20 protein-coding genes are annotated in these 22,823 nt (G+C 63.1%); 9 read left to right on the top strand and 11 right to left on the bottom strand.

The window, feature by feature from the left end; translation table 11 throughout:
• Window positions 1–8 precede the first annotated feature (8 nt).
• From IPQ13_09485 to IPQ13_09475, 3 genes are all read left to right on the top strand, one after another.
• Window positions 9–839, top strand: coding sequence for a MurR/RpiR family transcriptional regulator (locus IPQ13_09485; GenBank protein MBL0211126.1), 831 nt, complete (start codon window positions 9–11; stop codon window positions 837–839).
• Window positions 836–1,324, top strand: a complete 489-nt coding sequence (locus tag IPQ13_09480) for a MurR/RpiR family transcriptional regulator (protein MBL0211125.1) — start codon at window positions 836–838, stop codon at window positions 1,322–1,324. Before IPQ13_09485 ends, IPQ13_09480 begins: the two co-directional genes overlap by 4 nt.
• 236 nt (window positions 1,325–1,560) lie before the next feature.
• Window positions 1,561–2,028 (top strand): hypothetical protein, encoded by a 468-nt coding sequence (locus tag IPQ13_09475; protein ID MBL0211124.1) that lies wholly within the window; start codon window positions 1,561–1,563, stop codon window positions 2,026–2,028.
• Between the two features lie 54 nt (window positions 2,029–2,082).
• Here the strand turns inward: IPQ13_09475 and ssnA are convergent, their stop codons facing one another.
• The 9 genes from ssnA to IPQ13_09430 all read right to left on the bottom strand — a co-directional run bounded on the left by ssnA (window position 2,083) and on the right by IPQ13_09430 (window position 16,452).
• Window positions 2,083–3,411 carry a putative aminohydrolase SsnA gene (gene ssnA, locus IPQ13_09470; protein MBL0211123.1) on the bottom strand — a complete coding sequence of 443 codons (1,329 nt, stop codon included), beginning with the start codon at window positions 3,409–3,411 and terminating at the stop codon, window positions 2,083–2,085.
• 22 nt (window positions 3,412–3,433) lie between these two features.
• Window positions 3,434–4,891 (bottom strand): pyridoxal-phosphate dependent enzyme, encoded by a 1,458-nt coding sequence (locus tag IPQ13_09465; GenBank protein MBL0211122.1) that lies wholly within the window; start codon window positions 4,889–4,891, stop codon window positions 3,434–3,436.
• 11 nt (window positions 4,892–4,902) lie between these two features.
• On the bottom strand, window positions 4,903–6,096 hold the full coding sequence (gene ygeW, locus IPQ13_09460; GenBank protein ID MBL0211121.1) for a knotted carbamoyltransferase YgeW: 1,194 nt from the start codon (window positions 6,094–6,096) through the stop codon (window positions 4,903–4,905).
• Between the two features lie 43 nt (window positions 6,097–6,139).
• Window positions 6,140–7,495: an amidohydrolase family protein gene (locus tag IPQ13_09455; protein MBL0211120.1), complete on the bottom strand. Its 1,356-nt coding sequence runs from the start codon at window positions 7,493–7,495 to the stop codon at window positions 6,140–6,142.
• Window positions 7,492–8,706, bottom strand: a complete 1,215-nt coding sequence (gene thrC / locus IPQ13_09450) for a threonine synthase (protein ID MBL0211119.1) — start codon at window positions 8,704–8,706, stop codon at window positions 7,492–7,494. Before thrC ends, IPQ13_09455 begins: the two co-directional genes overlap by 4 nt.
• Window positions 8,703–12,029, bottom strand: a complete 3,327-nt coding sequence (gene ygfK, locus IPQ13_09445; protein ID MBL0211118.1) for a putative selenate reductase subunit YgfK — start codon at window positions 12,027–12,029, stop codon at window positions 8,703–8,705. The genes thrC and ygfK overlap by 4 nt, the downstream gene beginning before the upstream one ends.
• 196 nt (window positions 12,030–12,225) lie before the next feature.
• On the bottom strand, window positions 12,226–13,812 hold the full coding sequence (locus tag IPQ13_09440) for a M20/M25/M40 family metallo-hydrolase (protein MBL0211117.1): 1,587 nt from the start codon (window positions 13,810–13,812) through the stop codon (window positions 12,226–12,228).
• Between the two features lie 31 nt (window positions 13,813–13,843).
• Entirely contained in the window at window positions 13,844–14,368 is a 525-nt protein-coding gene (locus IPQ13_09435; GenBank protein ID MBL0211116.1) for a molybdopterin-dependent oxidoreductase, read from the bottom strand.
• Window positions 14,284–16,452, bottom strand: a complete 2,169-nt coding sequence (locus tag IPQ13_09430; GenBank protein ID MBL0211115.1) for a molybdopterin-dependent oxidoreductase — start codon at window positions 16,450–16,452, stop codon at window positions 14,284–14,286. The genes IPQ13_09435 and IPQ13_09430 overlap by 85 nt, the downstream gene beginning before the upstream one ends.
• Before the next feature lie 257 nt (window positions 16,453–16,709).
• Here IPQ13_09430 and IPQ13_09425 point away from each other — a divergent pair, with 257 nt between their 5' ends.
• Together IPQ13_09425 and IPQ13_09420 are read left to right on the top strand one after the other, a co-directional pair.
• Window positions 16,710–17,084, top strand: a complete 375-nt coding sequence (locus tag IPQ13_09425) for a hypothetical protein (GenBank protein ID MBL0211114.1) — start codon at window positions 16,710–16,712, stop codon at window positions 17,082–17,084.
• Between the two features lie 38 nt (window positions 17,085–17,122).
• The gene (locus IPQ13_09420; GenBank protein ID MBL0211113.1) at window positions 17,123–17,332 is read left to right on the top strand and encodes a DUF2892 domain-containing protein; all 210 of its coding nucleotides are present in this window, start codon (window positions 17,123–17,125) and stop codon (window positions 17,330–17,332) included.
• A 14-nt stretch (window positions 17,333–17,346) separates the two neighbouring features.
• Here IPQ13_09420 and IPQ13_09415 read toward each other — a convergent pair whose 3' ends face one another.
• Together IPQ13_09415 and thyX are read right to left on the bottom strand one after the other, a co-directional pair.
• Window positions 17,347–18,552: an aminotransferase class V-fold PLP-dependent enzyme gene (locus tag IPQ13_09415; protein ID MBL0211112.1), complete on the bottom strand. Its 1,206-nt coding sequence runs from the start codon at window positions 18,550–18,552 to the stop codon at window positions 17,347–17,349.
• Between the two features lie 8 nt (window positions 18,553–18,560).
• Entirely contained in the window at window positions 18,561–19,241 is a 681-nt protein-coding gene (gene thyX / locus IPQ13_09410; GenBank protein MBL0211111.1) for an FAD-dependent thymidylate synthase, read from the bottom strand.
• Window positions 19,242–19,319: 78 nt separating this feature from the next.
• Here thyX and fsa point away from each other — a divergent pair, with 78 nt between their 5' ends.
• The 4 genes from fsa to IPQ13_09390 all read left to right on the top strand — a co-directional run bounded on the left by fsa (window position 19,320) and on the right by IPQ13_09390 (window position 22,818).
• Window positions 19,320–19,967, top strand: a complete 648-nt coding sequence (fsa, locus tag IPQ13_09405) for a fructose-6-phosphate aldolase (GenBank protein MBL0211110.1) — start codon at window positions 19,320–19,322, stop codon at window positions 19,965–19,967.
• Window positions 19,964–20,461 (top strand): histidine triad nucleotide-binding protein, encoded by a 498-nt coding sequence (locus IPQ13_09400; GenBank protein MBL0211109.1) that lies wholly within the window; start codon window positions 19,964–19,966, stop codon window positions 20,459–20,461. Before fsa ends, IPQ13_09400 begins: the two co-directional genes overlap by 4 nt.
• A gap of 49 nt (window positions 20,462–20,510) precedes the next feature.
• On the top strand, window positions 20,511–21,200 hold the full coding sequence (locus IPQ13_09395) for a DUF4410 domain-containing protein (protein ID MBL0211108.1): 690 nt from the start codon (window positions 20,511–20,513) through the stop codon (window positions 21,198–21,200).
• A gap of 85 nt (window positions 21,201–21,285) precedes the next feature.
• Window positions 21,286–22,818 (top strand): acyl-CoA carboxylase subunit beta, encoded by a 1,533-nt coding sequence (locus IPQ13_09390; protein MBL0211107.1) that lies wholly within the window; start codon window positions 21,286–21,288, stop codon window positions 22,816–22,818.
• Window positions 22,819–22,823 lie beyond the last annotated feature (5 nt).

The following is a 22,823-nucleotide window of genomic DNA, read 5'->3' as shown; positions in this document are numbered from 1 at the left end:
ACCCGGGAGTGCACAGCGGTTGTCAAAAAACCCGACCGCCACGCTCCCGCCCGCCCGCCCCCCCCCCCCCCCCCCCCCGCCCCCCCCCGCCCCCCCCCCCCCCCCCCCCCCCCCCCCCCCCCCCCCCCCCCCCCCCCCCCCCCCCCCCCCCCCCCCGGGGGCGCACGGGCCGCCCCCCCCCCCCCCCCCCCCCCCCCCCCCCCCGGGGGGGGGCCGCGGGCCCCCCCCCCCCGCCCCGGGGGCCCCCGCCCCCCCCCCAAACCCCACCCCCGGGCGGGCCGCGGCCGAGTTCTGCCCCCGCTCCTCCCCCCCCCCCTTCTCCCCCCCGCCCCCGCGCCGGGGGGGCTTTGGGGCTGGGGTTAGGGGGTAACCAGACAAAAAACATACCGACGGTGGTAATCTATTTTTCCAACACCATGTCCACCAAACCCGATCCGCCCGCCATCCAGGTCCGCCTGGCGGAAAGTTATAAGGATCTGCCCCAGGCCCAGCGCGCCATCGCCGATGTCCTGATGGCAGACCCGTTGCTGGGCGCGCTTTGGGGCATTGAAACCATGGCCGAGCGCGCCCACGTGAGCGTGGGAACCGTCATCCGGTTCGCCAGGCGCCTGGGCTACAAGGGCTTCAGTGACTTCCGGGACGCGCTGCGCGAAGCCTGCAGCACCCGTTCCGTTGAAGCGGAGCTGGAGCAGCTCGATGTCCCCCAGGACATGCTCGGGACGCTCGGAGGCGTCGTCCGCCGGGACGGAGAACACCTGGCAAGGCTGATCCAGGCGGTGGATCCCTCCATGCTGGAATCCGCCGCCCGCCTGCTGCTGGGGAAGCGGACCACCGGGTGATCCTGGGCCGGGGCGTGGGCCACGTCATGGGCCTGATCTTCGCGTTCTACCTCACCCAGGCCGGCGTGCCCTGCATCGCGGCGCTCCCTTCGGACTTCTCCAACCAGGTCGCCAATCTCGGCCCCAAGGATCTGCTGGTGGTCATCAGCTTTTCGCCCTACAGCCGCGAAACCGTGGACGCCGCCAGCTTCGCCAAGGAGAACGGAGTCCGGGTGCTTGCTTTTTCCGACCGCAAGGATTCGCCACTGGCCCACCATGCGGACATCCTCATCCCCGTTCCCAGCGAGGATCTCCTCTTCAGCTTCAGCCTCACCTCCTTCGCCACCCTCTCCCACGCCTTCGCCATCGTCCTGGCGGCCCGGGACCAATCCGGCACCCTCAAGCGCCTCAAGGCCGCCGACAAGGTCGCCCAGCCCCTCTTTGTGGATCACTGGCTGCCCAAGCAGCCGGGGGCGCTGCATGTGCAAAGGTCGGGGAAGGCCTAGGGGAATCCAGCGGCCTTGCTCGTGCTTGATTTCTTCTGTGATGTAACGTGCCACTCCGGCTGTGGGAAATGGACACGGGTCTTCTGCAACATTGGGGACCACCCGAAGCGGTTGAACCCCTAGAAGCTGGCCAGAACTGGCTGAACTCGAACGGCATGTAAATTGATTAGGACTGGGGAAACCCTTCCTACAGGTGCCCCAACTGCCACCTGCAGGACCTTTCTGGCGGAGAGCCCATGCATCGAACCATCATCCTCGCGAGTGCGTTAGTGTCGTTGGGCTGCACCCAGATCAGATCCGTTGCGACGATCCAGGCCCGAATCCCCAAGAACAGCGGCATCACCCTGATTCACCTGGGACCGGACCCCGCAGGTGTTGAGCACGCCATCAGCTCGGAATTGCTGAGGGCGGGGTATCAACCCTTCAGCGGTGCGATCAGGACGCTCATGGTCACGCAGCCCACGGGCGAAGCGGCCAACAAAGACCAGCAAAAAGAACAGGAGATAACACGGAAGTACCAAACAGCCTATTTGTGTCAGGTAAAGACGAACGGAGTGGGAACCTTCTTGTCGGGTTTCAGCCTGCAGCTCATTGAGGTGGCTTCGGGGAAAATCCTGGTGTCCATCAATGGCAATAATGGCAATTACACCGGTGAAGAAGTTGCCAAAGCCTTGGTTGAGCAACTCAGTCGAATCAGTGGCTGACCGTAAAGGTTGTTAACCAGGCTCCAGGCAGCCAACCTTGATCTCCGGGGGGGGTCAGAATCGCTCCCACAAATCGCGCGCCAGGTCACGACTCCGGGCAATCACGGTGGTTTCTTCGAGGTCGATCTGCAGTCGTCTGCCTTCCATCAGGATTCGCCCGCCGCAGATGGTCGTGTCCACGGTGGCCTGGGAAATGCCGAAAACGAGGTGGCCCAGCGCTGTGGCGTCGTTCAAAGGGGTTGGTGGATCGTAATCCACGAGGATCACATCGGCGGCGGCGCCTTCTTCCAGAGTGCCCAGGGGAAAACCCCACAACTGAGTGGCCAGTTCGGGATTGCGGACGAAAAGGGTGTCCGTCAGCTCCATGAACCCGCTGCTGGGATTGTCCTGGCGCAGGTGCTGGGCCCAAAGTCCCACGCGCAATTCCTCCAGCATGTTGATGGTCATGGCGTCGGTGCCTAGCCCCACGCGGACACCGCGCTGGACCAATTCCAGCACATTGGCGATGCCCACGGCATTGTTGAGGTTGGACTGGGGATTGTGGGCCACGAAGGTGTCCGTGCGGGCCAGCGTCGCCATGTCCGCCTCATCCACATGGACGGCATGGGCCGCGATGCTGGTTCTCCCAAGTATTCCGTGGGCCGCAAGGCGCGCAACCGGACTCGCGCCATACTTCTCCAAGTTGATGGCCACATCCGAGGCGGCCTCGGCCACATGCACATGGAAACCGATGCCGAGATCGTGGCCCAGAACCGCGGCGCGATCCAGTGTGGCATCTGAAAGCGTGAAGGCCGCATGCAGGCCGAAGAGCGCCCGGAGTTGAGGATCCTCTGCTCCCGCACAGGTTTTGGCGAAGGCGACATTCTCTTCCAGGCCCTGGTCGGTCACGACCTGGCCGTCGCGGTCGGAGACTTCGTAGCAGAGGCAGGCGCGCAGGCCCGAAGCCTTCACGGCTTTGGCGATGCGATCCAGGGAACCGATGACGGAGCCTGGACTGGCGTGATGGTCCACCAGCGTCGTTGTGCCCTTTCGGATCGCGTCCAGCAGGATGATCTGGGCGCTGACTTCCACATCGTCCAGGGTCAAGCGGCGGTCCAGCCGCCACCAGAGATTGGTGAGCACTTCCTGGAAGTCGTGGCTCGGCGCGGCTTTGCCGAGGCCGCGCACCAACGTGGAATAGAAATGCATGTGGGCGTTCACGAAGCCGGGCATCACGACCTTGCCCTTCGCATCCAGTACGCGGTCGAAGGGACCCGGAATGGTTGCGACAGGCGCGATCCGCGCGATGCGGTCATCCTCGATCAAAAGCGCCATCCCTTCGAGCACGCGGCAAGGGCGCCCAAAGGTGAGCAGCGTTCCGTTCTGGATCAGGATGCGGGACATGGGATTTCCGTGGGTGGGCGGATCAGGATAAGCCGACTTCCTTGTTGAATCCTTCGATCAGCCTATCGAATTCTGCGGCCTCCTCTTCGAAGAGTTGGCGCCAATACTCGGGATCCCACTGGGCGCAGATCTCTTCGTAGGTCTTTCCCTGCTGCTCCACCCAGGTGTAGTACTTCAGGTTGTGGATGGCCTTGCGGTCCGTGTAGGTCAATTCCTTGAAGTGATCCACGGCCTGCCGTTCCAGGCTGCCCGTCTGGGTCTTGGCGGCCTCGATGGCCGTGAAGGCGCCGCGCTCGGCGGTGAGTTCTTCGAGACGGGAGCGGTACATTTCCACGGAATCTGTGAAGATCGTGAATACCACGTCGTTCTCGTCCAGCTCCCAGTACTTCGCGGCCTTGATGGCGGCCAGCAGGTTGCAGATGCCGCTGATGCCCAGCAGGCCGAGCTTCTCGATCTTCGTGGCGCTCACGCCCAGGGTGGCAAGGAAGGCCTGGCCCGCAGGTTCATTGAAAAGCCGCAGGATGCGCATGCAGTCCTCGTCGTCGATGGCGGCCACGGCGTCGGTGTTGCGGACGTTGTGGACCCAGGGTACGTGCTTGTCGCCGATGCCTTCGATGCGGTGATCGCCGAAACCGTTCATGAGCAGCGTCGGGCATTGGAGGGCCTCGGTGGCGATGACCTTCAGGCCCGGGAATTTGGTCTTCAAATAGTCGCCCGCGCCGATGGTGCCCGCGCTGCCCGTGGCGCTCACATAGGCTGTGAACCGGGTTTTCGGTGTCGCCAGGCCGCGGAAGACTTCTTCCATGGCAGGCCCAGTCACGTTGTAGTGCCAAATGGGATTTCCGAATTCCTCGAACTGGTTGAAGACCACGTGGATGGGGTCCTTCTTCAGCTCCCAGCACTTGTCGTAGATCTCCTTCACGTTGGATTCGCAGCCCGGTGTGGCGATGACTTCGGCGCCGATCTCGGCGAGCCAGGTGAAGCGCTCCTTCGACATGTTTTCCGGCAGGATGGCCACGGCGGTGCAGCCCAGGATGGCGCTGTCGAAGGCGCCGCCCCGGCAGTAGTTCCCTGTGCTGGGCCAGACGGCTTTATGTTTTTCGGGGTCGAATTCGCCGCTCACCAGGCGCGGCACGAGGCACGCGAAAGCCGCGCCCACCTTGTGTGCGCCGGTCGGGAAATACTTCCCCACCAACCCGATGATGCGCGCTTTCACGCCTGTGATTTCGGGCGGGATCTCCAGGAAATTGGGGCCCGCGAACAGGCCGGTCTCAGGGTCGTTCTTCCAGGTGATGCGGAAAAGATTGACGGGGTTCACATCCCACAGCCCGACGCCCACGAGCTTCGCTTTGATCGCGTCTGGGATGGAAGCTGGATCCCGCATCTGCTTGAAGGTTGGGATCACGACGCCGAGATCACGGCACCGCTTGGCCGTGCGCTGGATGACTTCGGCGTTGATGGATTTCACGATTCGAGACATGTCCATACTCCCTAAAGACTCAGTCGCTTGGCGCGCCTAACGATGGTTTCGAGCTTGGCGCCGGGATCCTTCAGGCGCGTGAGGAACATCAGCGCGCTGATGACGAAGGGCTTGTAGGCGGCTTCGTGGTAGGTCGGAATGCGGTACTGGTCGAAGACTTCCTTGGAGACTTCGCCCGCGTCGCAACTCACGTCGGTGATGTCCGCGGGCAGGCAGTGCATGTAGAGCGCTTGCTTGTCATGGGTGAGATCCATCTTGGCGCGGTCGCATTCCCAGTGCTTGAACTTGGCGTTATTGGTTAGGCACTCCTTCTCCAGGGACTTCAGGCCTTCCCTGTCGGAGGATTTCAGCAATTTCGTGCGCTGCTGCATGACGTGGAAAGGCGCCCAGGACTTGGGATAGACGATGTGGGCACCCTTGAATGCTGCCTCCATGCTGTTCACGGTTTCGAAGCTGCCGCCGCTTTCCGCCGCATTCTTCTTTGCGATTTCCACGACTTCCGGGATCAGCCCATAACCCTCGGGATGGGCCAGGCTTACGTCCATGCCGAAGCGTGTCATCAGGCCGATGATGCCCTGGGGCACGGACAGCGGCTTGCCGTAACTCGGGCTGTAGGCCCAGGACATGGCGATCTTCTTGCCTTTGAGATTCTCCAGGCTGCCGAAGTGTTTCTTTAGCCAGGCCAGATCCGCCAGGGATTGGGTGGGGTGGTCGATATCGCACTGCAGGTTGATGAGGCTGGGGCGGCGGTGCAGCACGCCCTGTTCGGCGCCGTCGGTGAGTGCCTCGCCCACTTCGCGCATGTAGGAGTTGCCTTCTCCCAGGAACATGTCGTCGCGGATGCCGATGACTTCAGTGAGGAAACTGATCATGTTGGCGGTTTCGCGCACGGTCTCGCCGTGGGCCACCTGGCTCTTCTCCTCGTCCAGGTCGGAGAGCGAGAAGCCCATGGCGCTGGCGGCGGACGCGAAGGAGAAACGCGTGCGGGTGGAGTTGTCCCGGAAGATCGAGATGGCCAGGCCCGTGTCGAAGGCGCGGTAGGAGAAGCCCTCCTGATGCAGCCGCTTGAGGATTTCCGCCAGGGTGAGGATGGCTTGGATCTCTTCGGTGGGATGCTCCCAGGTCAGCAGGAAGTCCTTCTGGAAGAGATCGGTCTTGAGGGCCCGGAAGGCGGCCAGGTGTTCGTGGATGGCGGGGGAGGGCATGGGTTGCTCCTGTGTAGTGGATATCGATTCAAGAAGGGTGGCCTCAGGCCGGACCTTGCAGCGCCTGTCCTAGCGGTCGGTCGGCGTGCGTCAGCTCGCCGCCCTCGACGAGGGATTCGCCCCTGAGGAACACATGCCGGAAGGCCAGGGTAGACGTGAACCCCGGGTAGGCCTCGAAGGTGTCGGCGGAAGAGGAACGGATGGGCCGCTCGGGACCCTTGGGGTCCAGGATCACCACATCGGCATCCAGGCCCACGTGCAGGGAACCCTTGCGGTGGGACATGCCCAGACGGGCCGCAGGGTTCAGCGCCAGGCGCAACGCCAGCTCCTGGGCGGCGCGATCAGGCTCGTCCTCCCAGAGCTTCCACGCAAGGTGGGCCAAAGCGCCAAGGCCGCCGAGTCCATTGGCCACCGTGCGGATGTCCTTACCGTCCCAGGCGTCCTTGTCCGCGCAGCAAAAGGCGCAGTGGTCCGTGGCGATGAGATCGAAAACACCAGCGCGTGCCAGCCGCCGAAAATGCAGGCGGTCACCCCTCAGCGGCGGCGAGCAGATCCAACGATGGCCGTCGGCGCGATCCAGCCAGCTGTCATCCAGCCAAAGATACTGGGGGCAGGTTTCACACGTGAGGTCCTGGTGGTCATGGGCGCCCTTGATGCGCATCGCGGCGGACACGGTGGATACATGGACCACGTGCAGGGAGACGTCGCAGCGGGCCGCCAGCGTGATGAGCGCATCCACGGTGCGGATTTCAGCTTTTTCGGGTCGCAGGCGCGCGTGGCTCGACGCGCGAGACAGATCGAGCATCGAGGTATCCACCGCGGCCATCAACTCGTCGTCCTCGCAGTGCACGAGAAAGCGCGCGCCGGTGGGCCCGAGACGTTGGAAAAGCTCTTCGAGACGCGCCTGATCCGTGAAAAGTCCCGCGTTTCTGTAAGTCGTGTAGAACTTCAGGGTGCGGTACCCCGCCCAGACGAGGCTCTCCAGATCATGCCAATCCTCACGCTCGAAGGTGGTCGGCGTGAGGTGCCAGGCCACATCGGAATGGCAGTGTCCCTTGGCGCGAGCGTGGGCGCGCTGGAGGGCCTGACGCAGGGATTCTTGCGATCCATCCGATCCCTGGGTCACAAAGGTGCACAGCGTGGTGATGCCGTTCAGGATCCCGATGCGCGTGCCGGATTCGTAGTCATCCGCCAGCTCGAAGTCGCCGATGCGGTCGCCCACGTGCGTGTGGAAATCAATGAAGCCGGGCAGCACGTAGCAACCGCCCGCATCCACCACTCGATCGGCGCTGCCAAGGTTCCGGCCGATGGCAGCGATACGGCCATTCTCCAAAAGCAGATCCGAGTCCTCAAGGCGATCCTCGAAAGCCACGCGACCGTTTCGGATGAGCGTTCTCATACGTCCACGGCTTCCAACATCGGTTCGATGGCTGCGGGGATCGACACCCGGGACAGAGGCGCCTCCACATCCTTCAGCCCGTGTCCGGTGGCGAGTATCACCACGCGAGCGCTGGCATCCAGGCGGTCGGGACCGGCCTGGAGCTTGACCAGTCCCGCCAGGGCCGTGGCGCCGGCGGGCTCCGTGAAGATGCCCGTGCGGCTCAAGAGCTGCGCTTGGGCCTGCAGGATTTCATCGTCGCTGACGGTGAGCGTGAGGCCCTTGCTTTCCAGGATGGATCTACGGGCGCCATGGGCGTTGCTCGGGCAGACGACGGAAATGGAATCAGCCCGGGTGGATGGATCCGGCGCGTCGGAATAGATTCCGGTCTGAACATAGCGGTGGATGGCATCGGACCTTTCCGCCTGCACGCCGATGAGCCGTGGAAGGTTCTGGATGAGCCCTGCCCGCTGGAGGTCTACGAAGGCTTTGTGGACGCCGCCGAGGATGACGCCATCCCCCACGGAGACGAGAATCGCGTCGGGCACCTGGAAGCCCAGCTGGGCCCAGATCTCCAGACCCGCGGTCTTCTTTCCTTCCAGGGTGAGGGGATGGTAGGCCGTGTTGCGGTTAAGGCCCCCGCGCTGGGCGGTGTACTCCAGGCTCAGTCGGAAAGCATCATCATAGGTGCCCTTCACCGGCACCACCTTCGCGCCCGCGAGCACCATCTGCACGAGCTTGGCCTTGGGGGCTTTTTCGGGAACGAAGATTAGGGCCTCCAGACCCGCGGAGGCGCATACCGCCGCCAGGGCCGAGGCTGCATTGCCCGTGGAAGCGGCCACGATGCGATGCTCCCCGATGCGCGTCGCTTCAGCGGCCACCAGGAAGGAGGCGCGGTCCTTCAGGCTGCCGCTGGGATTCAAACCATCATTCTTCACCCAGAGATGGGATAGACCTAGTTCCGTGCCCAGACGCGCCACCTCCGCCAAAGGCGTGTTGCCCACGGCCAGGGGTGGATGGAATACCTGCTCCACCGCGCAGAAGAGCTGCCAATCGGGATCTAGGCGGTCGAATCCTTCTCGGATCGCCGCGTAGTCGAACACCACTTCCAGCACACCCACCAACGGAATGCCGGGTTTGTAGATCTTTCCGCATTCGGGGCAGAGGTAGCGTACGGATTCCCGCGCATATTCGCGGTCGCAGTCCGTGCAGCGATAGAGGAAGGAAGTCATGGCCGTGTTTCCACTGGTTGGATCTCATCAACGGGAAGCACCGATTCAGCATTGAGAAGCGCGATGAGGGTCGCGCAGGGTGAAAGATCCAGGATCCTTCCTTCGCCAAGCGGACCAAGCAGTTCGATGCCCAGGAATTCAAAAGAATCGCGTTTGAAGCAGGCGATCCATTCTGTCGTGCGGTGCTCGATCACATTCTTTTGGCGTTCCAGCCAATGCGTCGAACCGTGAAGCCGGGCCTCGATCCGCAGCCCTTCGCCAGGTTGTTCCATGCGGAATCGATCGTCCTTGGCTTCCTCGAATCCCTCTCGGTCGATCCAGAAGCGCGGCTTGTCCTTGTAAGGCGCGCCCGAGGTCGGGCAGAAGGTCGTGCAATTGCCGCACTCATTGCAGAAGTCGGCGATATTGATGATCTGGACCTCCTGATCGATCGCAAAGGACTTGCTTCCTTCCGCCACGGGCTGGCCATTTCGGACGACCAGGGAAGGCCACTTCACCTTGAGCGGCGCCATTCCGTAGGCGAGATTCGCGCGGTTGGGGCACACAGTCACACAGAGGCTGCAGACATCATCGCAGTCCAGGCAGCGGCTGGCTTCCAACTGGGCAGCCGCGGGACTGAATGTTTGGGCGACCTCAGCGAAACCACCGCGCTCGGTGACGGGCAGCACGGGCACCAGTTGGGGTGCATCCAGGCGTCCTTTTTTCTCCATCAAGGCGCTGGTCGGCACATGTTTATCGAGCAGTGGTTCGGGCACTGGCTCCAGGCCATGGCGCCGGCCGATGGCCAAGGCGACCGCCCGTCCATCGGCGATGGCCTTGATGATCGAGGCCGCGCCGCGCACGACATCTCCGCCCGCGAAGAGGCCTGGCACGCTGGTTTCGCAGGTTTCCGGATCCACCGTGAAGGAGTTGTCGCGGTTGCGTTTCAGCTCGAGTCCATCCAAGAAATCCAGAACAGGTTCCTGCCCGATGGCCGGGATGATGGTGTCGGCAGGCAGTATCTCTTCGCTCTCGGGATGACCGGGAGCATGCATGGGCACCGGCCGTGGGCGACCCGAAGCATCTGGCTCGCCGAGCTTCATGCGCGTGCAGGCCAGGCCTACGACTTTGCCGTTCTCGGTAAGTACACGCGCAGGTGCGAGTAGATCGCGCAGGCCGATGTTCTCCTTGATGCAGTCGTGGACTTCCTCTGCGTCCGCGGGCATCTGCGCCCGGGTGCGCCGGTAGACTAGGGACACCTCGGCATCCTTCACCAGGCGCCGGGCTGACCGGACCGCGTCCATGGCAGAATTCCCGGCCCCGATGATCAAGATCCGCTTTCCCAAATCCATGGGTTCTTCAGCCCGCACCTTGTCCAGGAAATCGAGCGCATCCATGACGGCGGGTGCATTCTCTCCCGGGATGTCCAGCCGTTTGCCCTTTTGGGCGCCAATGCTGAGGAAGACATAGGGATAACCCCCGCGTAGTTCCTCGAAGGGCAGATCCCGGCCGATGGCTGTTCCCATATGGAACCGAACACCCAACTGGCGGAGGCGTTCAAGGTCGCCTTCGATCGCCGATGTGGTCAGGCGGTAGCCCGGAATGACGCCGCTCACCATGCCGCCCAGTTCGGTTTTCGCTTCGAAGACCTCCGCATCGAAGCCCATCTTGGCCAGGTAGTAGGCCGCCGAAAGGCCTGCGGGGCCCGCGCCGATGATAGCCACCTTCACGCCGAGATTCGGTCCGCATTTCTCGACCGGAACCTCACCATGCTCGAAGGCGAAGCGCTTGATTTCCCGGATGGCGACGGGGCCGTCGTAGAAATTGCGGACACAGCGTTCGATGCAGGGGCGGTCGCAGACGCTGCCGGTGATGCCGGGCTGGGGGTTGGTGCGGAGGATGACGTCCATCGCTTCGGAGGGATTGCCATGGGCGACGTGCCACAGGTAATCCGGGATGTTCTGATGGGTGGGGCAGGCGTCCTGGCAAGGCGCCGCGATGCAATCGAAGTGCCCCAACGGCCGGTCGCCCTTGAAGGTGAGCGGTCGTTCGCTGCGGGCGTAGCGCGGATCTATGGCTACGGCGGCGGCGTGATGGGACAGGTTGAAGCGCGCGCCCTTGCCTCCGGAACTTGCGTGCACGAAGGCGTCAAGGTTGTTCGCGCCGACGCGCGTCATGGCCCCTTCGAGATTGACCAGATATTGTTGCAGGCGCGCGAAACCACCAGGTTTCAGAAGGTCCGTGCAGACCGTGATGGGCGACAAGCCATCCGCCACCAGATCGGCGAAATTGTGGGCGTCGGCCCCGCCGCAGAAACTGATGGGAACCACGCCGTCCAACTCGTTCGTGACCATTTCGGCCAGCTTCAACGTCAGCGGGTGCAAGGCTCTGCCGGACAGGTACATCATTTTTTCGTTGGGCGGAAAGATGGGCCTCTTGTTCGCCACTTCCAGGGTGTTGGAGAGCTTGATGCCGAAACTCCGGCCGCAGTCGGTGGCCACTTGAGCGAGATTCTTGAGCATCTCGATCGCATCTTCGAAAACCGGGTCGTGCTCGAAGGCCGCATCGGGAACTTCGATCGCGAAGCCAAGGGTCTGGTTGAGCAAGCCGCGCAATCGCGCCGGACCCAACAAGGTCGGATTGAGCTTCACCCAGGTTTCGACGCCGAGATCCAGGAGCAGGTGCCTACCGATGCGCTCGATCTCCGCCGGAGGGCAGCCGTGCATCGTCGAAAGCGTGATGTGGTTGGAAAGCTGGTGCGGAATCTCGATATCGCGGACGCCGGGATAGACCTTCGCCACGGTTTCGATGGCCGCGGGAAGGAATTCGCTCGCGTCGCGCATGGAGGCGATGAAGCGCTGCACCCGCTCGTGCTGGATGCCCTCCAGGTTGTAGCCCACGCTCATGTTGAAGAGCATGCCGGGTTTCGGGAGGCCCAGGCGGTGCGCCAGCGCATGCACCAGCACCCAGCCGTTCAGGTACTCGTCGAAGGACTGCTCAAGTTTCAGCTCCTGGGACCACTCGCAGTTGTAGGTTTCGTCCGCGGCATCGATGCAGGGCTTGCTCACCGCGATTTCATCCAGGATCTGGACGGTTTTCAGCTCGATGAAGCGCGCTCCGCACAGCCAGCTGGCGACGATGTTCTGGGAAAGCTGGCTGTGGGGACCGGCGGCGACACCTAGCGGCGCGGCCAGAGTGCGGCCGAAGAGCTGCGACACCAGCCTCGGGCCAGGCACCTGGAAATTCTGCTTGGGAATGCCCAGCACGCTCTCGCTGCGCTGGAGCTCGCTGAAAATCCAGCGGGCCAGCAGCCCCAGCGGCGCCGTGCGGAAGGCCTTTTCCATGGTGTCTGGCTCCAGAGGGATGTTGGGTATTACCAATTTGTTGCTAAAAAAGATTCACCGCCAAGACGCCAAGGGCGCCAAGAAAAGCATGTGCGGATATGCGTAGCAGGGAGCTCTCACTTGGTATCAATCCGGAGAATGTGCATGAGTTGTATTTTCTTGGCGGCCTTGGCGTCTTGGCGGTGATTTCATTTCTTCATTGATTGAGTCCGAATTCACACGGTTGGCCCGCGAACACGCTCGGGAAGCGCGCTAGGAATGCGATGGAATGTTGCAGCTCCCGGAGATCCACACACTCGCCGATCTTGTGGGTGTTCTGTTCGATGCCGGGGCCGAGGCCGAACATCGCCGGGTGCTTGTAGGCGCCGGAAACCACCCACTGCTTCGCCGCGTTCACCGGAATGGAGGTGTCATCTTTCGGCACCGGGAAGCCGACGCCGTCGGTGGAGAAGATCCAACGCTCGACCCTGGGCTCGGCTTGGATGGTTCCCCCCTCGCCGCGTTGGCCCTTCACATGCGGGCTGATGACGGATCTGTAGGTGCTCACCGCGGCCTGGATCGCGGGATGCTCTTCGGGGGTCACCCACCCGAGATAGACCTGCGGGTTGTTGAGGACGAATCCTTTCCAGGTGGGCTGATCGTAGATCGGGACATTGATTTCGACCTTCAGACCTGCGGCACGCGCCGCTCCCACGGCAGCCAGATCCTCGACATCCTGCACCGATTTGTCCGGAGTCTCGCCCACCGTCAAGCGGCGGTCGAACCGGAAGACGAAGCGGTCCGGCACCGCGCAATCGCTGGGCGTGTCGAGGCGGGCCCAGGACGCGGTGCGCGTTCCATGTCCAAGGAATTCATTGTCGAGAAAGCCGACGCGCTGCTCGTATTTCTCCGCGGCTTCGTTGAGGATCGCGCCGCTGTACTCCAGCGGATTCAAGCCTTCCCAAGGCATCGAACCATGGCAGGAGCGGCCCGTCACCGTGACTTCGATCTGCATGCGGCCGCGCTGGCCGCGGTAGATCCCTAGCGCACCCTTTTTCGAGCAGCCGGTGCCTTCGGTGAGGATCACCACGTCGGGGATCAGCTCGGGCCGAGCGCCCGGCAGCACCTTGCTGGTGATGAACATGGGGCCGCCGCCATCGTTGTCCTCTTCGGCCACGGTGGCGTAGGCGCGCACGATGACGCCCCGGAGGGAGCCTTCGGGTGCCAGTTCCAGCAGGATTTTCGTAGCCACGGCTTCGGCGATGACGCCGCCCAGCTGGTCCGCGGAACCACGGCCGAAGAGCAGGTGCTCCCATTCGGAATCGGGCGGCAGCCAGCCCAGCTCCTTCTTGAGGAAGGTCTTGTCCAGCTTGGCGGGATCCACCAGGCCGTTGTAGGCGTCCACGCCGCCGCCGATCTTGTCGAGCCACTGGGGACGCAGCGCTTTCACCGTGTCGGTGTGCCCATCGAGGTAGACGATCTTTTTCTGTCCGGCGGGAATGCCATCGTTGGGATCCTCGACCACCCACACCAGGTTGCCAAAATCATCGAAGCCGACATCTTCGGGTTTACGCACGGCTTTGATCTCGATGATCTTTTTTCGCAGGTATTCAATGCGCGGGAATTCGTGGTTGGACAATCCGCATCGCGCGTCGCCGCCCGCGTCCTCGGGTTTCCCCACATAGTCGGCGGGGATCCGGATGACTTCGCGAAGCATCTCTGCGGCGAGCTGCCGGTATTTGGCGGCAAGCTCGGCCACATGGGTATCCAGGCTTGTATCCAGTCGGGTGTTCGGGTTGGTCATGGGGGTCTCCGGGTAACTGGGTCAGAACAATTTATTTCGGCGCCTTGGGCTTCTTCCCAAGTGCTTTCATCTCGCGCATGGGCAACGTGGTGCGGCGCAGGCCGTCGAAGACGCAGAGCGCATTGGCCACGGCGGCGGCGGTGGGCACCAGCCCGATCTCGCCCACGCCTTTCGCGCCGTAGGGACCGTGTTCGTCGGGAACCTCGACGCCGATGACATCCATGATCGGCATGTCGCGAGCCCGGAGGATGCCAAGATCCGCCATCTTGAATGAAATGGGCCAACCATCCTTGAAAGGAAAATCCTCGGTCAATGCGTAGCCGAGGCCCATGTGGAGCGAACCTTCGATCTGCCCCTCGAAAAGGGTGGGATTCATGATTTTCCCGGCGTCGTGGGCGGCGGTGACGCGGGTAATTTTCCCGGTCTCGTCCAGTTCCACAAGCTGGGCTGCGAAGCCATAGGAATAGTGGGTCACCACGTCTTTTCCGGGCGGCGGCTCGTGCCCGACCTTGGTGGTCCAGTCGCAGACCCACTCGCCCCTGTACTCTCGGCCCACCAAGCTCTCTCGAGCGTCTTGCCGGCGGCCAGATCGCGCTTGAGATCCCTGCTGGCCTCGCGTACGGAATTCCCCACCAGCGAGGTGCCGCGGGAGGCGGTGGTCATGCCGGCGCCAGCCTCCTCGTCGGTCTCCACCCGGACTTCGATGAAAGCCGGATCGATGCCGGTCTCTTCGACGAGCGTTTGGATGGCCATGGTGTAGACGCCTTGGCCCATCTCGCACCAGCCGTGGTGGACCACCACGCGGTCCGCGGCTTCGATGACGATCTTGGCCTTGCCGTAATCGGGCATGCCGCAGCCGATGCCCGTGTTCTTGATGCCAGCGGCGAGCCCTGCGCAGTCGGCGGCGTAGAAACGATCCTTCAGGGCCTCCAGACAGGCCCGGACGCCGACGCCGGAGCGCAGGATCTGGCCGGTGGCGGTGGCCTTGCCTTCCACCAGGGCGTTGTCCCAGCGGAATTGCCAGCGGTCGAAGCCGCCCATCTTGCAAAGCTCGTCCATGCAGGATTCCATGGCGAAGCAGGATTGGTTGGCGCCGAAGCCCCGCATGGCGCCGCAGGGCACGTTGTTGGTGATGACCGCCGTTCCGATCACATGGACGTTCGGCACCGTGTAGGCTCCGGCGGAATGGGCGACGGCGCGTTCGATGACCTTCATGCCGACGCTGGCGTAGGCGCCCGAGTCCGAGTGCATGGTGGCTGTCAAAGCGGTGAGCTTGCCATTCTCGTCGCAGCCCAGGGCGTATTCCATGACGATGGGATGCCGTTTGGGATGCATGCGGAGGGATTCGGCCCGGGTCAGGCGCACCATCACCGGCAGATTCGTGTGCCAGCAAAGCAGCGCGGCATGGCCCTGGGTGGTCATGTCCTCCTTGCCGCCGAAACCGCCGCCGTTCTGGACTTGCACCACGTTCACCAGGCGCTCCGGCAGATCCAGCAGGTCCGCCAGCTGCTTGCGGTCCTCGTAGACGCCCTGGCCGCAGTCGTAGACCTTGACGCCGCGGTGGCCGTCCTTCTCCCAGGGCAGGGCGAGGGTGGCTTCCATCTCCAGAAAAGCGTGCTCGATGCGCTGGGTGGCGAAGCGGTGGCGGGTCACGAAGGCCGATGTCTTCAAGGCTGCTTCGGCATCGCCGAACTGGACCTCGGAAACGGAAAGGACATTTCCTGTCTCGGTGATCTGGGGGGCGTCGGGCTTCAGGGCGGCGAAGATGTCCGTGACGGGCCCTAGCACCTCGTACTGCACCTTGATGCGGGCGACGGCTTCGCGGGCCGCTTCTTCGGTGGAGGCGGCCACGGCGGCCAGCACGTCCCCGATGTAGCGGGTGGTCTCGCCTTCGGCCACCATCACGGGCCAATCCTTGAAGATCATCCCGACGATGCGTTTTCCGGAGACCTCTTTGGCCGTGAGGATCCGCACGATGCCCGGCACTTCCAGCGCTTCGGAGATATCGATGCGCAGCACCCTGGCTCTTGGATGATCCGAGAACCGAAGGGCGCCATAGATCATGCCGGGCTCTTTCATGTCCGCCACGAACACGCGCTCCCCGAGCACGGACTCCCGGCCGGTGTACTTCCCGAGCCGGGAACCAACCCTGCCCACCCCTTCGGCGGGCGCCACCGGCCTGCCTTCGCGCAGGGCAGCGGCTGCGCATTCGATGGAATCCACCACCTTCTTGTAGCCCGTGCACCGGCAGAGATTCCCCGTCAGTCCGTCGGTGATCTCCTGGCGTGTGGGATTGGGATTCTTGTCGAGCATGGCCTTGGCCTTCATGACGATGCCGGGTGTGCAGAAACCGCACTGGACGCCACCCTTGAGCACGAAGGCATCCGCGAAGGCATCCTTTTCTGCAGAAGAAATGCCTTCCAGGGTGGTCACCCGCTTGCCGGCGACGTCCTTCAGCTTCATCCGGCAGCTCAGCCGGGCGACCTGGTCCACCAGGACCGTGCAGCATCCACAGATGCCTTCGCTGGAACAGCCATCCTTGGGGCTGATGATGCCTTCCACTTCCCGCAGGTAGGTGAGCAGGCTCATGTCCACAGGCGCATCGCAGGTTTTGGACTGGCCGTTGAGCTCGAATTCCATGGCTCCGGCTCCCGGGAAGGAATGAAGTGTTTCGTGGACGGGAACCGGCGGGCTCGCATCCACGACTAGGGATCCTTATTCTAGGACTCCAGACGCAGGTGTCAAAAAATTTATCGGTACAGGTAAAAAATTTAGTATCCTCCTCCTCGACCATCTCCAACCCCGAACGGACCAGGCATTCCTGATGATTTGGCCTGGAGTTTCCAGGGGAGGCGGGTAGGCTAGGCCAACCTCATCACCCTTTCTGGGTCCTCCCTATGTCGGCTGTCCAAGACCCCCGGCGGTTTGACCGCCTGAAGCTGCCGGGCTCCCTAAAGGCCCGGTTCATGGCCGAAGGCATGTGGGTGGAGGGCGTGGAGATCATCACCATCGGAGCTGGGGGCTTCGGAGCCTGGGTGGAGGAGCGCTACGCCCAGCATTTCCTTTTCGAGCCGGGGCATTCCCTGGAGTATTTCCGGTGGGAGGACGGGAATCTGCCTGCGCCACCCGCGCGGGCTCGCATCGCCTTCTCGTCGCTGCGGGGACAGTCCGCGAGGCCCGGCTACCTGATGATCGGCGCGGAGTTCCTGGAACCCAGCGAAGCCTTCGTCACGCAATTGATGAATGTCGCCCGGAAAGTGCTGGAAAGATAGCCAGCCCGAGGCGCTTCTGATCCATCGAGGAGGATCCCATGCTGAGCAGAATCCTGCCCACCAACGAACATCCAGCCGAGCGCATCCTCCGCGTGATCCTGGGGCTGGCCGGATTATCCCTGGTGTTCTTTGGGCCCAAGTCGCCGCTGGGGTATTTCGGCCTCATCCCGCTTCTCACCGGGCTGGTCGGATCGTGCCCCCTGTATACGGTTTTCGGTTTCAGCACCTGTGCCCGGAAAGGACCCTGAACTCCCCTGCTGGTTCAGTCCGTGATCCAGGCCGCCACCCGAGCCACATCCGCCTGGGAATGCATGCCATGGAAGGCGACGCGCAGGTAGCCCTCGCGCACCGAAGCGTAGATGCCCCGGTCGAACCCCTTCTGGAGCAGGGCGTTCAGGAATTCCGGCCCGCGGCCTTGATGGTGGAAGGACAGCACTGGGCCCAGGCGATCCTCGCTCCGCAATCCCCGGAGCCGTTTGGCTTCAGCGCCCCAGATGGAATTGCCGGAAATGGACTCCAGCAGCGAATCTTGCAAGCTTTGAACGTAGGTTTCGATGGCGCCGGCAGCAGCACCGTTGAGGCAGGCCAACGACGCGTTCAGCGCCACGCAGCCCAGCAGTGAAGGACCCCCCGCCTCCAGGCGGCGGCCATCCGCCAGCCAGTCGCGGTTGAAATCCGTGGACGGCCGCGTGAAATTGGTGCCGTCTTCCACTGAGAGCCAGGTGCCCGAGGGCGCCAGCAGCGCCCGGAACTTCGCCTCGGTCCAAAGGAAGCCCAATCCCTGCGGGGCCAGAAGTCCTTTGTGGCCGCCCGTGGCGAAGGCGCTGACCCCCGTGAGGTCGGGCCGGTGCGTGCCGGCGCCCTGGATGCCATCCACCACCAGGTGCACGCCGCGTTCCCGGCAGGCGCTGCCCAACCAGGGCAGGTCGAGCTTCAAGCCATCCTGGAAGCGCACCCAGCTCAAGGCGAGGATCCGGGTGCGGTCGGTGATCGCGTCCAATAAGCGCGTTTCCGCATCGGCCTCTGGAGGAGGCGGGGTCGAATTCCAGGCTTCCGGTCCTGATTGGTGCCCGGCCCAGAGCGGCACCTCGCAGAAGCCGACACCCCTTGGCGCGAGCGCCATCCAGGGCCAGGCGTTGGAAGGGAACTCGCCCAGGGGCGCCAGCACCTCATCGCCGGCTTTCCAGGGAAAACCTTGGGCAATGATCTGCAGACCGGAAGAGGTCGTGGCCGTCAGGCTGATATCGTCCGGTCCCGCGCCGATGAGCTGCGCGGCTTCCCGCTTGGTGGCTTCCGGGATGCCCTGGAAATCCTCGGCCCAGCGCAGCTTCCAGGGACGGGATTCCTTGGGCAGAAAGGCCTGGACCGCTTCAAGCGAAGCCATGGGCACGGGCCCCTCGGAGCAGTGCATGACCCAGAGGCGTTCGGCGTCCAGGTCGAAAAGCGAAGGATCCAGGAGCGGGCGCATGGTCGGAATCACTCCTCGTCCAAATCCAGCAGCGCATCAAGGCTGGCGGAGAAGCGGTCCTCGATGAGGGTCCGCACGGCGTGGGCGTACTGCTGGATCTCCCACTGGGCGTGGCTTTCGGTGCGCAGGCGGATGAAGTGCGCCACCGCCTGGAGGCTCGTGGTCCAGTAGACCTCCGAGTAGAGCCCCAGAGGCAGCACGCAGCGGGCCTGCTCCCGGCAGACGCCCAGGCTCAGCAGCTTTTTGTATTGGGCCACGCTGCCTTGGCAGGCCTCCAGGTAAGCCTGCTTGGCGGGAGCGCGATTGCCATCCTCGATCTCGCCCTCGCTGCCCTGCTTGTTCACCTTGGCCTGCTGCCGGAAGCTCGCGGGCACGAAGAACTCGTCATCCGCGAATTCCACATAGCGGCCCGAGACCTCGTTCCAGGCGCAGCCCACCTGGTGTTTCATCCACTGGCGGAACACGAAGATCGGCGCCTTCACATGGAACTGCATATAGGCGTGGCGGAAGGGCGATGTGTGTTCGTGGGTGGCCAGGTACTTGATGAGCTTCTTGTCGCCCTCATCCAGGGTGTCCTTGCGTTTGCCGAAACTCACCCGCGCCGCGTTGACCACCGACAGGTCCGAGCCCATGGCATCCACCAGCCGGACAAAGCCTTTGTCGAGGACCGTGATTTCGGTTTGAGGCATGGCGAACTCCATTCCTTTGAGCTTGGCGCAGGCCCTGAGAGAATAAAAGATCCCGTCGCGGAGTTCCCTGGAGTTTTCATGAAATTTTTCGTCGATACCGCCAGCATCGCTGACATCAAGCGCATCAATGAGTTGGGAATCCTGGACGGGGTGACCACGAATCCGAGCCTCATCGCCAAGGAGAGCGGCAAGCCCTTTGAGGCGATCATCCAGGAGATTTGCGGCATCGTGGACGGGCCCATCTCGGCGGAAGTGATCGCCACGGATGCACCGGGGATGATCAAGGAGGGCCGCAAGCTCGCCAAGATCCACAAGAACGTGGTGGTGAAGGTTCCGCTCACCGCTGAGGGCCTCAAGGCCTGCCACGCCTTCAAGCAGGAGGGCATCCATACCAACGTGACCCTGTGCTTCAGCGCCACCCAGGGTCTGATGGCCGCCAAGGCCGGCGCGACGATGGTGTCGCCCTTCGTGGGGCGCCTCGACGACATCAACCATGTGGGCATGGAGCTGATCGAGGATCTGGTGCAGATCTTCGACAATTACGGACTGGAAACCCAGGTGCTCGCGGCTTCCATCCGGGGACCCCGCCACGTCACGGACGCGGCCCTGGCGGGCGCGCACATCGCCACCATCCCGCCCAAGGTCTTCGACCAAATGCTTCGCCATCCCCTGACGGACCAGGGAATCGAGAACTTCCTGGCGGACTGGAAGAAGGGTGGACGATGAAACAGGGCCTGCTTCTTCCTCTTTTCTTTGCCTTTCCCTTATTGGCCCAGGGCGTCCAGGCGCCCCCCCAGCCTTCGGCCGCCACCGCCGCGGTTCCCTCCTGGGTGGATGCGCATCCGGAACACCGCGCTCATCCCGATTGCATTTTCTGCAAGATCATCGCGGACAAGGCGCCCTCGAAAAAGGTGTTCGAGGATGACCGCGTGCTGGCTTTCTGGGACATCAAGCCCCGGGCGAAGGTGCACCTGCTGGTGATCCCCAAGCAGCATGTTTCCAACCTCACAGAGCTGGAGCAGCTCCCCATGGAGACCCGCAGCGCCCTGCTCACGGCCTGCGCCAAGGTGGCGCGGGAAGCGGGCATCGCGGCTTCCGGGTTCCGCATCATCGTCAACACCGGCAAGGACGCCAGCCAGTCCGTCTTCCACCTGCATTTCCACGTGGTGGGCGGCGAGCCGTTGCCCGCGGACGCGGTGCGCGTGAGGCCGAAGTCCTGATCCTTCCGACCAAATTCACCGCACCTTCACTTTCTAATTAGGAGTTTTCATGCGTTTAACCGTCGCACTCGTGGCTTTGGTTTCCTTTGGCCTGGCGGCCCAGGAAAGCCCCAAAGCCGAATCGGCCGCTCCGCAGGTTGCGAATCCTACGGTCGAATCGGCACCCGTGGCCCCCGTGATTGCAGCCCCAAAGCCAACGATCACCGAAACCCTGGACAAGGGATTGCTCCAGATGGCGTGGTTTGGGGAGAAGGTTGCCTTTGCCAAGGGTGAAGATATCGATTTCTACTGGATCAAACCGGGCACGAAATTATCAGGCCGCACCATCGCCTTCAAGAACTGGGATGACCCGGTGATGCTGGAAAAGGGCCGGGATGGCAAGGACAATTCCAAGGCCATGGCTCTGACCGACGCGATGCCCAGTCAGATCCGCGGAGCTTTGTCGGGCGCGTTTGAAGGCAAGGCCAAGGTCAGCCGGACTGAGGGAGACCTGGAATTGATTGGCCGGGTTGTGGACTGCAATGCGGGCAGCAAGGCCGCCAAATTCATGGTCGGATACGGCGCCGGCAGCGCCACGTTGACCTGGGACATGAAGGTGGTGGATGCCAAGACCCATGAGCTGCTCATGGCTGTCCATCACCGCGTGGTGAGTGCAACCTTCATGTCCAATCTCGAAGACAAGGTGGAGAAGTGGTCCGACAAGTTCGCCCGGTTTCTAGTCCAGCAAACACTGAGGTAGGTCAGGGGATACAAGCGTAAACTGGGCTTCGATTCTGCCTAAGTGGCCGCCTTGTCATTCCATTTCGGATGGAGCCCTCGTGTCCCTGGAAAAAAAGATAGAGACCCTCAAGGCCAAGCACGCTGCGGCGCTGGCGGGTGGGGGCGAAGCCCGGGTTTCCAAACAGCACGAGGGCGGCAAGCTCACGGCCCGGGAACGCATTGCGGCCTTCCTTGATGAAGGCTCCTTCGAGGAGATGGATGCGCTGATGGTGCATCGCACGCCGGATCTGGAAAAGATTCCCGGGGATGGCGTGATCACGGGCTTCGGACGGGTGGATGGCCGCCCCGTGGCGATCTTCGCCCAGGATTTCACGGTTTTCGGGGGGTCGCTGTCCGAGGGCTACGCCAAGAAGATCTGCAAGGTGATGGACCTGGCCATGAAGATCGGCTGTCCGGTCATCGGCCTCAACGACAGCGGTGGCGCCCGCATCCAGGAAGGTGTCGTATCCCTGGGCGGCTATGCGGATATTTTCTTGCGGAACACGCTCGCCAGCGGGGTGGTGCCGCAGATCTCGCTCATCATGGGACCCTGCGCCGGGGGCGCGGTCTATAGCCCCGCCATCACGGATTTCATCACCATGGTCCGCGGTACGAGCTACATGTTCGTGACGGGCCCCGATGTCATCAAGGCCGTCACCCACGAGGAAGTGACCAAGGAAGAGTTGGGCGGCGCCACCACCCACAGCGCGCGCAGCGGGGTCGCGCATTTTGTTCAAGCAAGCGACCTGGCGGCGCTTGCGCACACGCGCGAACTGCTTTCCTTCCTGCCCAGCAATAACCTGGGCGAAGCTCCCCGAAAGGCGCCGCGGACGCCGCAGTCGCTGGAGAACCCAGACCTGGACAGCATCGTTCCGGACGACGCCAGCAAGCCCTACGACATCCGGCTCATCATCAAGGGCATCGTGGACGACGCGGCTTTTTTCGAGGTGCACGAGGCTTTCGCGCCCAACATCGTCGTGGGTTTCGCCCGCATCGAAGGCCGCAGCGTGGGCATCGTGGCCAACCAGCCGGCCTTCCTGGCGGGTGTGCTGGACATCTCGGCCTCCGAGAAGGGCGCGCGGTTCGTGCGCTTCTGCGACGCCTTCAATATCCCCATCATCACCTTCGAGGATGTTCCCGGTTTCCTGCCCGGCGTGAACCAGGAGCATGGCGGCATCATCCGCCATGGCGCGAAACTGCTCTTCGCGTTCTGCGAAGCCACGGTCCCTAAAATCACCATCATCACCCGCAAAGCCTACGGCGGCGCCTATTGCGTCATGGCCTCCAAGCACATCCGCACGGATTTCAACTATGCCTATCCCACCGCGGAAATCGCGGTCATGGGCGCCGAAGGAGCGGTGAACGTCCTCCACGGCAAAGCCGTGGCGGGCGCGGCGGACCCGGTGGCCAAGCGGGCGGAGCTCATCGCCGACTACAACGAGAAATTCGCCAATCCTTATATCGCCGCGGAATTCGGCTTCGTGGACGAGGTCATCCTGCCCCGCGAAACCCGCAAGAAACTGGTCAGGGCCTTGGCCCTGCTCGACACAAAACGAGACGCGACACCGCCCAAGAAACACGGAAACATTCCTCTTTGAGCTGG

The organism is Holophagaceae bacterium (genome assembly GCA_016720465.1).
Classification (GTDB): domain Bacteria; phylum Acidobacteriota; class Holophagae; order Holophagales; family Holophagaceae; genus JANXPB01.
This window is presented reverse-complemented; position numbering and strand designations above follow the sequence as displayed.